Here is a 14,002-nt window from a genome sequence, read left to right as displayed (position 1 = left end):
TATGTGCTACTTAATGAAGCGTATTTCGGTATGTTTTATAATCCTGGGGACGGCTGTATTCCCGGCAAGATCACAAACATCCGGCGGTTTTTTTCCTGACCAGCAACTTATTACTACTGGTATTTATTACTATCCTGAGCACTGGAATGAAAATCAGTGGGAACGTGATATCAGGAGAATTGCTGAAATGGGTTTTGAATTTGTGCATCTGGCGGAGTTTGCCTGGTTTAAGATGGAACCCAAAGAAGGGGTGTATGATCTCGCCTGGCTGGACAAAGTAGTGGATCTTTGCAGTAAAAATAAATTGAAGGTAGTGATGTGTACACCTTCGGCCACCACACCGACCTGGATGCGCCTCAAGTACCCAGAAACATTTAGAATGGACGGTCACTATATCCGTGGGGAAAATGGTACCCGCGGGTTGGGGTCCATCACAAACCCGGCCTACCGTTTATTTGTAAAAAAGATCGTGACTGAACTGGCGAAGCGCTATGGAAAGAACGAGCATGTAACAGGTTGGCAGCTTGATAATGAGCCTCCGGCTATTCCTGATTACAGCCCTTCTTCGCAGGGAGCATTCAGGGAGTGGTTGAAAAAAAGGTACAAGACTGTTCAGGCTTTGAATATAGCCTGGGGAGCAGCTTTCTGGAGTGAGTGGTTCAATAGTTTCGATGAAGTGGTCATTCCTAATACGGAGCTGGTAGGGTGGTGGGGCAACAATCCGCACGCTTTACTGGACTTCAAAAGGTATCTGGCGGACAGCCAGGCCGAATTCCTGGACTTTCAGGCGGGTATATTGCGGCGTTATATTTCTAAAGTCCAATACATCACCACCAACTACACTGCCATTTGTACTGGTGCAGACGCCAGACGAACCAGGCAACTTGACTTTGCAACTTATACAGCCTATCCCAACGGTGGCAGTGATAATATAGGCAATCTTGGGTTCAGGCTGGGAGACAGCAAAGCGATCCTTTTTGCCTCGGAGTTTTACAAATCGGTGGGTGGTGTATCGGGGGTTATGGAAATTCAGCCAGGGCCGGTTAACTGGGGAAGTTACAACCCGCTGCTGCAGCCGGGCACGGTCCGTATGTGGCTGTATCACAGTTTTGCTGCCGGCGGCAAACTGGCCTGTTCTTACCGGTTCCGCCAGCTTTTGTACAGTTCAGAGCAATATCATGCCGGCATTATGCTTACGGACGGGGTAACTGCTTCCCCGGGAGGGGAGGATTACAGGCAGTTTATGAAAGAAATAAAAGGGCTTCGCCAGGAGTTTAAACCAGGTGCTGTCATGCCGGAAAAACTTAGTGCGAGGTCTACGGCCATTCTTTGGAACCTGGAAAATTACTGGACGATTGACAGGCAAAAACAAACCTGGCAATGGAATGCCTGGAACTATCCTGTTAAGTTCCTGGAAATGACAAAGGCCCTGGGAGCACCCACCGCTGTGATTGATGAATCGGCGGATCTTTCCAGGTACAAGTTCCTGATTGTTCCTGCTTATGAAATGGCTGATTCAGGGTTGGTTAAAAAATGGGAAGATTATGTGCTGAACGGCGGTCATTTGATCATTACCTGCCGCACTGCTACCAAAGACCGCAACGGGCATTTCTGGGAGGGGGGCATAGCGGCTCCTATTGCCGGCCTTATAGGGGCGCAGGTAAAAGCCACTGATATGCTTTCGAGTTATGCTAAAGGGGATATCCTCAGCGGATCGGTCCATTACAGCTGGAATAACTGGGCGGACCTGCTGATCCCTGCACCCAATACTGAAGTGCTTGCCCGGTACGACAACCAGTTTTATAAAGGCCAGGCTGCTGTTGTACAACACCGGATTGGTAAAGGGACTGTAACTTATATTGGTGTGGATACGGATGATGCGAAGCTGGAGAAGGATATTCTGCGTGCTATCTATACTGGGGCTGGTGCTGCCACGGAAGATTATCCCCCGGGTGTATATGTATACTGGCGGGATGGCTTTTATATTGCCGTGAATTATTCTTCGGACAATTATACCATGAGCTTGCCTGCCCAAGCCAGGATACTTGTTGGTGAACAGGTATTGAAACCGGCCGGCGTACTGGTATGGAGTGAATGATATTATCCTGTCTTCTTTATATGGGCCATTGTCCGTTTGTTTAATTTTATATGGGAGGTGCGATGCTTCGATAGCAGAACCTGTCCCGCTCTGCGGGATCTCTCACTCCGCTGCGCTCCGTTCGAGATGACAAAGGAGGGTGAGGGCCTTCGTTCGAGATGACAAAGGAGGCTGCGCTACGTTCGAGATGACAAAAAAGGGTGAAACGTATCTACATCCACTGCTTCGTTGGGTGGGGGGCGCCAGCTGCCCTCTCAGTCTTTGCGAAAAGTGGCTGTTTTTGCGTTTGATGCTATTAGCATACTCTATCCATACTGAAGGTATGTTGAAGCTATGGAGAAGCCATACTGAAGGAGTACGGATTTAGAATGGTGTTTCGAGTTACTCCGTGCTTTATAATTTCCTTTCTGTTGTTTTCTTTGGTTCTCCTTATCCCGTTCTCCTTTTTTCTGATTCCTCTTTCGGTATCAATACTTCACAAACTTACTATAACGGCCAGGCCATTTCCAAATGTGACATTGTATAAATTGTCAATTTTGTAATTTTTGTAAAAAATCGACGTAATGTGCGTCGATTTTTTACATTATATACAAAATATACAATGGGGTATTGGAAAGGGGTATGTGGGTGTTGTATGTTTGTGCTGAGCTGATCGACTGTGTGGACGGGGCCCCTAAGCACGGTTGATGTATTGATAGTGTTGTGCAACACGAACTGAGGAGAGCGGAGTTAGCTGTTAGGAGTTAGGTTTTAGCCTTTAGGTATCAGGATTTAGCTTTTAGCGGTTATCAGCTGAGATTTGGTATCAACTATTAGCCATTGACCTTGCAGTCAGGTAGCTATTAGCGGTTGGGTTTTAGCGATTGACTATTTGGCATTAGCTGTCGTTACCTGCTTTTGCAGGTAGCTATTGGCTGAGGGCTATTGCCACTGGTTTTTATTTTGCCGTTGTGATCAATAAAAGGCTTCGGTGGGCCAGCCACCAGGCACTGGACAGTGGTCCGCAGGCAGCGGGGAATGAAAGGCAGGTTTTGGCTGAGACATGCAGCTACCAAAAGTTTATTGTAAAGATCCGGCTATTGGCAGTCAGGAGTTAGGGATAACTGCTAGCTGTTAGCTTTTAGTGATTCGCTGTGAGGGCCTCGGTGATGTAGTTATTTTTTAAACATTTAAAAGCATCATATGAATGGCCCCGTTCGTGAGAGCGGGGTCTTTTTTATTGCTGATTAATGGATTGTGGGATTTCGCGGATTGTCTGAACTCCCGCAATAAGCGGGGCAGGCTCTGACGTATTGGATTTGTGGGATTGGGAGGATCGATGGAAGCTACCCGGTAATGCCCAGGTCGCTCATTGAGAAGCTACGCGCCAACGGCTGCCTTCCATTGACGAACTTGCCAAAACCCGTGTACCAATGAATTAACAGCACCGCTTATGCTCAGAACGCACCTTTGCAAATAACTACCTATGCGCAACTGTGTTTTACGATGGCGGAAGCAGCCTTGCGGGGCCGGGTAAGCGGTCATCGCAGGGACCCGATGAATTGTCGATCCGCATGTGGTGGGATAAATAATTGTCTGCCAAGGCATTGGTTGTTTTTCATGTGACACTGGAGGGTGTTATAAAGGTCCGCCTGTTTAGGCGGACCTTTTTTGCTTTGTATAGCTATGCAGGAATGAACCTTATGGTTTAACCCAGGAATCTTCGTATGCATTTTTCATGATGGTGGTGTAGAAGGTAAACCCGTTGTTCAGGGCGTTGGTAAAGAAAACCAATTCTACATCGCCGGGGAATTTCATGATCAGGGTCTGTAATCCCGGATCGGGGTTATCGGCTTTGTCATTACCATTTACATCGTTCATCAGGGCGCCGTCTTTGCCGTATGATTGTCCTTTGGAAGTATTGGGGCCATCCTCATTATCCAACCCATACCTGTTGTCGAGCAATAGCTGCTGCTGGGCCTTGGTGAGTATCTTTTCGGAGTGGAAAACATAGGCCATTACTTTGGCTACCTGGAAGGCAGACATATAATAGCCACCACCACCGGCCACCAGTTTCCAGTCGCCCAGTGTTTTGCCGGCCGTTGAAGCCGTGGTTTCATTGTACATCAGGGTAACGGTAGACCTGTCTTCGGGCGTACAAAAGACCATACCGGCCTCGGCTGGTGTGAATACGGCATTTTGCATGAGCTGGGTATAACGCACGGCCAGGTAGTCGGCAAAGCTGGCGGTGTCTTTATTGCTCAGGCTGAAGGATTCTGTATTGAGGGCGCCTGTTTTGTCATTGATATAGGAAAACATAATGCGGAACAGGGCAAAGTTCACGTTGCTGTAATTGTATCCCTTGGCTTCGTTGACCACCCCGGCGGCAATGCAGGTTTTGAGGGAGTTGAAGTCCGTACCATAACGTATATCGTCGGTCGTGAGTCCGCTTTTATGGGTGAGCAGCTGGTGAAAGGTGATCGTCTTTACCTTGTTGCCCAGTGTCCAGGATTTGGGCAGCCATTTGTAAATGGAATCTTCCAGTTTGATCTGTTTGTAGTCCAGCAATTTGATGGCGCCTACGGCGGTGAGCCATTTGGTGACGCTGGCGATATTCATTTCTTTGTACACACTGTGGGGGATGGCGCCGTCCTGGCTCATGCGGGCAAAGCCGCGTGCGGCAGAGTCGGCCCATTGGCCCTTGTGGTTGATCATGAAGGTGTAACCAATGTTCCTGTTGCCCAAGGCAGTAATGATGTTCTCTTTGAATTTCGCGGGGCTGAACACCTTATCGTTGGATTGGAGGTCATCGATCGTTTTCTTTTTACACCCTGTCAGGGCAAGGGCCAGCATGGTAGTGGCCAATACGAGGTAATGCGCTTTTGTTTTCATTGTTAGTGGCTTTTTGATTTGTGGAACCAAAACTACCACGCAACAGCAGGCCCTGACAGGGAGGGTTAACGGATGGGGCGTTTGACTTAATGGATGGGATGGCCGGTTTTAGCGCAGTGGAGGTGACAATACTCCTTCTTAATACCATAAAAGCTTCGCCCATGTATTTTTACTGGTGGGGATATCTCAACATTCAACGGCCCGAATTCATCACTCTGTTGACATAGATTTACTGTGAACAAAACCGGCGTAAAACCTACTATGCTTAAAGCAAGTTGGCCGGGTTAAGTCCAATTAATAAACACCCACTAAATCTTCCTATTCCAACCTTCTTTTTGGGGTCATTCTTCAGCGCAAAAAAAATAATTTATGATAAGACCTACCAAACCAGCCAGCTTATGCCTGACCTTATTTATTCTTCTTTTAAGTTTGCCCGCTAAGCTGCAGGCACAAAATGTTGCTAAACGCATTACGGCGAGTAATGGAGATGCAGTCCCGTTCCTTGAATACAAACCGGCAGGTCACGGCGTGCCGGGTAATACCAGGAAATACCCTTTGATCGTATTCCTTCATGGTGGAGGTGAAAGAAGTAATGATACAGGCCTTGTTTATTCTGGAGATTCAGTTTGGAGGTTGCGGAATTTCGGACCTTCCCGTCTTGTAAATAACGGTTCCAAAATGGCATTTACCTGGAATGGGCAGGTAGATACATTCATTGTTTTATCACCTATGTCGCGTTTAACGAAACGTACTGCGCCTAATGCGGGCAGTTTAATTAACGTATGGCCTTTGGAATATGTTCAAGCAATATTGAATTATGCTGCAGATTCCTTGAGTGTGGACACCAATAGAATTTATTTAACAGGTCTCAGTTACGGTGGTGGGGGTACTTTTAATTATTTAAACAGTTCCCTTGCTAATGTTAAAAAACTAGCCGCAGCGGCTCCAATCTGTGCCTGGCTGACTGGTCTCAATTCAAATGGTCATAGTTATGTTGCAAACGGAAAACTGCCTTTGTGGGGATTCCATGCGGCAGATGATCCTACGCCTAGTGGCAGCTACACTGTTACTGAAAATTCCATCAACGGGGTCAATGCGCTTAATCCACAGGTAAAAGCATTACTGACAATTTGGCCAACCGGGGGACATACCATTTGGGGACGGGTGTATGACATCGATGTCTATCCATACGGTTATGATGGCATCGTAAACATCTACGAATGGTTTCTTGGCCAGAATAACGATTCGCTTCCAAATGTTCTTCCGGTGGCCAGGGCAGGTAACGACACCACGATCGCTTCATCATCCGGTTTCGCTCATCTGAATGGCAGCGCTTCTACGGATGCAGATGGAACAATTGTAAGATATGTTTGGAGGAAAATCAGTGGGCCGTCAGGAGGCACGATCGCTAACCCTTTCGGGTCTGCCAGTTCCACCACAGTTTCCGGACTTACCACGGTTGGCGTGTATAAGTATCAATTAAATGTGGTGGACCACCGGGCAGCAATCGCCCGGGATACCCTGACAATTACGGTTATCGATACGGCTGTTGGTTATGGCAAGGCAGTAACCTTTACGTCCACAGGTGCCAGGATAATTGCAGGAAATGTGGTCGAATTTAAGAACGCAGCGGCCTTTACGATAGAGGCGCAGTTCAAATATGATTCTACAATCACCGACTGGTCAAATGCGGAAGCTACTATCTTTCGGAACCAAATTACGTCTACCGACAGGATCAAGCTGCATGTGGACAAATCTACTAAGTCGGTTCATTTCACAGTGGCTAATGGTTCGGATGTTAAGGGCTATACCGGCTCCAATGTGGTCAGCCACGATAGCTGGTACCATGTGGCCGCCGTATTTGATGGGGCACAGACAGGCGATTCCAACCGATTGAAAATATACATCAATGGTATCAAGCAACCTCTCTATTTTACCGGTAGTATTCCGGCAATCACCTCTGGCTCTACGCCCTCCTGCATATTTGGTGGTGAGCCAAGTGCGTCCCGGCTTACAATGATCGACGAAGTACGGGTGTGGGATACGGTGGTTGCAGTGGGTACGATCAATTCCTGGAAGGGTAAATTATTAGACAGTTGCCATTTCAATTTCAACCACCTGGCCTTGTACTGGCCGTTAAATAACGATGCCAATCCGGCATCAGCCGCCGCCGGAATAGGTACCATATATTCCAGTCCTATCTTTTATGGCAATTATGTTAGCAGTACGTTGATTTTCGATACCATTCCCTGCCCTGTCTATTCAGGCAAGGCAGTAACCTTTACGTCCACAGGTGCCAGGATAATTGCAGGAAATGTGGTCGAATTTAAGAACGCAGCGGCCTTTACGATAGAGGCGCAGTTCAAATATGATTCTACAATCACCGACTGGTCAAATGCGGAAGCTACTATCTTTCGGAACCAAATTACGTCTACCGACAGGATCAAGCTGCATGTGGACAAATCTACTAAGTCGGTTCATTTCACAGTGGCTAATGGTTCGGATGTTAAGGGCTATACCGGCTCCAATGTGGTCAGCCACGATAGCTGGTACCATGTGGCCGCCGTATTTGATGGGGCACAGACAGGCGATTCCAACCGATTGAAAATATACATCAATGGTATCAAGCAACCTCTCTATTTTACCGGTAGTATTCCGGCAATCACCTCTGGCTCTACGCCCTCCTGCATATTTGGTGGCGAGCCAAGTGCGTCCCGGCTTACAGTAATCGACGAAGTACGGGTGTGGGATACGGTGGTTGCAGTAGGTACGATCAATTATTGGAAGGATAAATTACTGGACAGTTGCCATTTCAATTTCAACCACCTGGCCTTGTACTGGCCGTTAAATAACGATGCCAATCCGGCATCAGCCGCCGCCGGAATAGGTACCATATATTCCAGTCCTATCTTTTATGGCAATTATGTTGGCAGTAACCAGGCAATCGTAACCAATGGTTGCATTGGAGCAAGAATGGCCCTGTTGCCTCCTTTGAGCAAAATAGCGGAAAGTAAACCCTATACCGGGAAGCTGTATCCCAATCCAACCGATGGAATAGTACAAATTGAATTACATACACCCGTTCTGACGTCGGTAACGGTCAATGTTATTGATATGTTTGGGAAATATTTATACAGCGACAAAAGACAGCTTGTAATAGGCAATAACAGGATATCATTGAATATAGCGCCCTTGCCTGCAGGAACTTACGTAATTGAGGTAGGAGATGGCAAGGTGATCCGGGAAAAATACAGGGTGTTAAAAAGATAAAAAGGACTTAAAATGATCCATGCTATAGAGGCTGACCCAAGGGGACCTCTATAGCATGGATCATTACAGCAAGATAAATGGATCAAGCATCCGGTGTTGGACATAAGTTATATTTTTTGTTTAGCTATTAACTTCGATACAACAAAGATGGTGGGAAAATGGGATATGGATAGAGGCTGTATGGGACTAAGTAGTGGGCCGTTTGTGACAGATTGCCGTCAAAGTCTGTGTTAGCGCAACAGGGTCACAATACCCCTTGAAGTTTGAACTGGCTGGCCGGCGCCGGCAAACTGGTAGGTGCATATCCACACATAACTGCCGGTGTCCATGGGCTTGTTCTTCCAATCGCCCCGCCAGCCCAGGGTGGCGTTGGTGGTCTCGAATATTTTTTCTCCCCAGCGACTGAACACTGCAAGCCTAAAGCTGACCAACTGGCCATCTACGGCTGGTTTGAATACATCATTGTGGTGATCGTTGTTGGGGGTAAAGGCATTGGGGATGTAGAGTTTGTTGCCGCATGACCGTTTAGTGACCAGGATGGTATCTGTGCCGATACAGCCATTGCGGTGGGTTACCTGCACCCAATACAATCCGGGACGATCGATGCGCACCACGGGAGTAGTAGCGCCGGTGCTCCACTGGTAGGCAATGAAATCATTCAGCATAAGGGGTGTGAGGGTAGCATTTGAAAAATCACAGAAAGTGGCGGTATCGGTGAGGATGGTGGATGGCATATCATACCTGCTCACCTCCACGGTATCGCGTGCATAACATCCATTGGCATAGAGGGCGGCTACCCGGTAGCTGCCCGGGGCCTGCACGGTGATCTGTTGGGTAGTGGCCAGTGTATTCCAGCGATAGCTATCGAAGCCCGGGCCTGCATCCAGTGTTAATGTAGCTCCCCGGCAAAAGCTGGTATCGATGCCGAGATCAACAGGTGGCGCCTTCTTCAATGCTATGCGGATGGTATCGGTGACAATACAACCGGGTGATCTCTCTGCGGTAACACTGTACAGGGTATCAATGTCTGTATAGATCTTTATGGTTTGACCATAGATGCTGTTCACTTTGTAATTGGCGCTCCAGCGGTAGTTGGTAAAGCCGGCGGGGGCAGTGATAGCAACAGTATCCTTTTCGCAGAGGAGCAGATCGGGACCCAGATCGAAGGGCACGGCCGGCGCCTGACTGATGACGATGGTATCCTTGTATACATTACCACAATAATCGTAGGCTGCTACATGATAAGTGCCGGTATTATAGGCGGTAAATGTTGAGTCAGTAGAGCCATCCTGCCAGCGGTAGTATTGGAAACCTGCGCCTGCCCGCAGCACGGAGGTGCTTACCTGGCACAACTGTCTGTCGGGACCCAGGTCGACAGCGGTGGGTGATGCAAACAGGTAGATCTTCAGGCTGTCTTTAATTATCCTGCAATCATTTGGTATTTCGGCATACAACATTACACTGCCCGCTTTTTTAAAGCGCAATTCGATGGTGGCATCGGTAGTGGCTATAATGTCTGCATAAGCCGGGTCAACCGTCCAGGTAATGGGTGCGGTGCAGTTGGCATTGCGGTGGGCTGTGTACACCTGTGCATTGCCGGAAAGTACGCAAGTGGTATCTGTGCCGGTAACAAAGACGGTATCACAAGGATAGGTATCGCAGGTGTCGGGTACCTCACAGGGGGCATATTTACAAAGGGCGGAGGTGACTACGGGGGCTGTCCACAGGTTGGCCCTTGTCTCTGCATTGGGGAAATTGCTGATATTGGTAATACTGCCCCAGGTAAAGGACTGAACGGTCATGGGTGAGGAAGACAGCAGGGCAGCACTGCTGTCGGTGGTGCAGCCTGCGGTATTACCGGCTATATCTGTTTTGATGACAAATATATCGGAAGGAGTGGCAGCAACACCTGCCAGCAGGTAACTGCCATCATCATGCTGCACCAGGTGGTGCATGTTTTCCCTGTTGGGCTGGGAGAATTGCCGGCCCATTTGCCGGTTGCCGTTTGCATCGAACTTATACAGGTATACATCGCTATTAACATTGTCTTCTGATTCCACAACGGCAAAACCGCCGTCGATGGTGGGCGCCAGGGAATGTGGTCCGTTGTGCACGGTGGCTGTTGTATTGGTCCAGGCATTGGTGATATTGCCATTGAGGTCCAACTGGACAATGCCATGCTTAAAACCATTATTGCTAAAATCTGTACTGTAAGAATTATTGACGAGGAAACCGGTACCGGTTTTATAAATGCGGTCGAATGCATCATTGCCCTGCAGGCGGTCGAATTTCCTAGACCATATATGGGACCGGAAACTGGTATTCCATTTAACGACGAAGGCATCATGGTAATACTGGGAACTCATATACCCGGTGATCATCACGGAGTCGTTAACGGCGGTGATGCCGGTGCCGGCTTCTTCGCCGCCATTGTCGAATACATACATGTAAGTTCCCCATCCACTGGTATTGAGGTCGGCCACAAACATATCGGAAGCGGGACCTGTATTGTGGACGCCGGTAATGATCAGGGTGCCGCCCCTGTTTTCGGCCATATCGTTGGCGATATCGCCGTTGGGGGAATTACCGCCAATGGTGTTGTAGAAGATCAGGTTGCCATTGTTGTCAGTCTTGACCACATATGCAGCACTTTGTGGTGTGCCAAAGGACCTGGTATAGCCCACGGCATAGATGCTTCCGTCGCTGGATTGCTTCACACGCAGGAAGCCGTCATTGCCTTGTCCGCCGAATCGTTTTGTCCAGAGGGTATCGCCGTATATATTGATCTTTATGAGTACCGCATCCACATCGGTTCTGCCGGGTGCGGTCATTTCGCCGGCGATGATGTAATGACCATCCAGTAAGCCTGCGATGTCTTTGGTCACTTCTGTGCCGGGCGTGGCATAGGTTTTCCGGAAGCTGCTGTGCTGAGTGCAGGAATCCGGTACGGAACAAGGGGTGCTGTAGGCGCAGATGGTATTGGCCGCTATGGTGAGCTGTCCCATCACCAGGGAAGCTGGCGTGAGGGGAAAACTGGCATTACGGTTGGTTGTCCAGTTGAGGGTAGTGGTAGAAAAATAATTCAGTGGGTTGCCGCTTGCTCCCGGCACCACGAGGCAGCTGGGTATATTGGCGATGGCATCGGTCTTTACCACATAGATATCTGTATTGCCCCCGGTATTGATAGAGCCGACGCTAATGAAGCCACCATCGGCCGTTTGGCGCAGGGCCCTGGTTTCCTGCAAGGCGGGGTCTACATGTCTTTTACCCCACTCGAGATTGCCGGCGGCATCGGTCTTCATGAACTGCAGTCCACTATTGACGGCGCCCGGACTAACCTGGATGGTCATTAAACCTCCATCGGGCAAAGGAATGGCCTGTTCATTGCTGGCATTAGGGGTATTACCGGAACCGGCGACAACGACGCTTTGCAGGTTGCCCTGCAGGTCGATCTTACAGGCGTATAGCCGGCGTCCGTTGGTCAACGTGAGGTCGTTATAGGTAGGCATGGTGACCAGGTACTGATTGCCCTGCCGGTAGATCTGGGTGCTCATATAGCTGTTCTGGAAGCCGATATCGTACATCTTTGTCCATTGAAGGGTGCCGGCAGCATTCAGTTTCATGAGCACACCATCCTGGTAAGCTGTTCCGCTGGCAGAATAGCCGGCCACGATCAGGTCTCCATTGTCTTCGATGATGTCGGTAGCATGGTCTGTATTGGCGGTGCCATAGACCCTGGACCATTGCAGGCTGCCGGTGGCATCGATCTTAAACACCAGCATATTGGCAGTAGTGCCGATGCCTGCATTCTGAGATCCTGCAATGGCATAGCCTCCATCGGCGGTAGCGGTGACACCATTGCCGATCTCGCCGTTGACCGATTTTTCTCCGTAATACTGGTGCCATTCCTCCATGCCAGCGGCATCGGTCTTCACCACCATCACGGCCCCTGTTGTATACCCATAGGACCTGGTTTGGCCTACGGCCAGGTAACCGCCGTCGCTGGTGACGATCACCTTTTTGAACAGGTCGGCCCCGGGACCTCCATAGGTATTGATCCAGGTTACATTGCCCTGGTTGTCGAGTTTGAGCAGGAAGGCTTCGGAACCGCTGGCGCTGGTGCTGCCGGCGATGATATAACCACCATCGGCGGTTGGCCGCACATCGTGCGCCACATCGATACCGGCGCCGCCATAAGACTTTCGGAAAGTATATTCGTTGCAGGGATCCTTAATGCGGATAAGCTGGGTAATAGAATCGCGGCAGGCGCCGGAAGCGGCTATTAATTTGATCTTGTAAAAACCGCCGCTGACAAAGGTATGGCTCAGGTGGGTGGTGGTAGCCTGCTGCACATCATTGATGTACCAGGTATAGCTGGTGGCGCCGCTGCTGCCATTGGTGAAACTGATATTGGTATTGGGCGGCGCAGTAATGGCAGAAGGGGTGAAAGCGGCGGTGACGGGACAACTGACGGTGATGGTAACTGTTTTTTCTTCGCTATTGCACAAAGGATTGCCGGACAGGGCCCGCAATTTCACGGTATAGGTACCGGCTGCATTGAAGGTATACGAGAAAGAGGTGGTAGTAGCCTGCAGCACGTTGTTGACAGACCACTCAAAGCCGGCCGCATTGACAGAGCTGTTGACGAAGTTTATGAGGGTGCCTGCTGTGACATTGGTGGCAGAAGGGGTAAACCCAGCTGTAATGGGGGCTGGGCAGGGGCTGAGGCAGGACTTGCAGTTGAGCAGGCTGCTGCGTACCTGCTGTATATGCCAGTTCATCCGGTCGGCCTGTCCCTGTGTGAATACTTTCATACAGTTGAGGTTGCCGTAATCCATATAGTCTTCGACCAGGTCATTCACATCGGTAGCAAAACCAGACAGGTTATCGGTGGAGCAGCTGTTCATGCCGGTGGCGCAATTGGCAAAGGCAGTAGACTGATCGGGCGGGGTATCACACACTTTGTCGCCGTCTACCGTGCAATCATCGTTCTTGCAGGAACCTTCAAAAGTATGGTAGAGGCCGAGGTAGTGTCCCATTTCGTGGATGGTGACGGTACTATTGGCGGGTGAGCTGCCGAAATAAACGGATTCCATCACGATGCCATCGACATTCAGGCCGTGTACGGAAGGAAGGTAGGCATAGCCGGCCACGGAGCCGGGTATGGATCGTACTATCCAGATATTGATATAGCAACCAGGATTCCAGCGGTTGAGGTTTTTCACGTTGAGGTCGTCGAAATAAGGATCTGCGCCGCCCATCACGGTATAAGCGGATACATTGCGGGTAATGCCATTGGTAGCATTGCCATTGGGATCGCGCTGGGCGAGGCAAAACTGTATCTGTGTGTTGACGCCATCGGCGGGATCATAGTAGCCGGTGTTGGCGAATGCTTCGTTGAGGTGTTGTATGCCGGTGAGCACCTGTGCATCGCTGATATTTTCGATACCATTGTTGTGAATGATGTGCACTACTATGGGCAGGGTTACGATGGCAGTTGTGCGTTGGAGCTTTGCTTTGCCGCTGCGGAGGGCGTTGTTGTAATCCTGCAATTGTTGCTCGGTGCGTTGCTGGTATTGTTTCAGCAGGGGATTATCGCGGAGCAGCTTTTCCGTAACGGGCTTTTGGCCGCACAGGATAGCGGGCTCCTTTTGGGCATAGGACAGGACGGGTATTGCAAAAAGCAATAAAATGGGCAGCACATAGCGATACATAGGTGGTGGTTCGGGTACCGTTGTCGTTCGGCGCTGTAAAATACAAAGC

Annotated in this window: 4 protein-coding genes; 2 read left to right on the top strand and 2 right to left on the bottom strand. The window is 49.5% G+C overall.

From position 1 onward, the window contains the following. The first annotated feature begins 13 nt into the window (after positions 1 to 13). On the top strand, positions 14 to 2,098 hold the full coding sequence (locus D3H65_RS08840) for a beta-galactosidase (protein WP_119049965.1): 2,085 nt from the start codon (positions 14 to 16) through the stop codon (positions 2,096 to 2,098). A gap of 1,680 nt (positions 2,099 to 3,778) precedes the next feature. Here the strand turns inward: D3H65_RS08840 and D3H65_RS08835 are convergent. Next, positions 3,779 to 4,969 carry a serine hydrolase domain-containing protein gene (locus D3H65_RS08835; RefSeq protein WP_119049964.1) on the bottom strand — a complete coding sequence of 397 codons (1,191 nt, stop codon included), beginning with the start codon at positions 4,967 to 4,969 and terminating at the stop codon, positions 3,779 to 3,781. 1,014 nt (positions 4,970 to 5,983) lie between these two features. Between D3H65_RS08835 and D3H65_RS08830 the strand changes: the two genes are divergently transcribed. Further along, positions 5,984 to 8,239 carry a T9SS type A sorting domain-containing protein gene (locus tag D3H65_RS08830; protein ID WP_162915501.1) on the top strand — a complete coding sequence of 752 codons (2,256 nt, stop codon included), beginning with the start codon at positions 5,984 to 5,986 and terminating at the stop codon, positions 8,237 to 8,239. Positions 8,240 to 8,469: 230 nt separating this feature from the next. On the opposite strand, the gene D3H65_RS08825 is transcribed toward D3H65_RS08830, so the two are convergent. Beyond that, positions 8,470 to 13,953, bottom strand: coding sequence for a M43 family zinc metalloprotease (locus D3H65_RS08825; protein WP_162915500.1), 5,484 nt, complete (start codon positions 13,951 to 13,953; stop codon positions 8,470 to 8,472). Positions 13,954 to 14,002 lie beyond the last annotated feature (49 nt).

The organism is Paraflavitalea soli (genome assembly GCF_003555545.1).
Taxonomy (GTDB): domain Bacteria; phylum Bacteroidota; class Bacteroidia; order Chitinophagales; family Chitinophagaceae; genus Paraflavitalea; species Paraflavitalea soli.
Note: the sequence above shows the minus strand (reverse complement) of the source record. Positions and strands in the feature narration are given on the sequence as shown.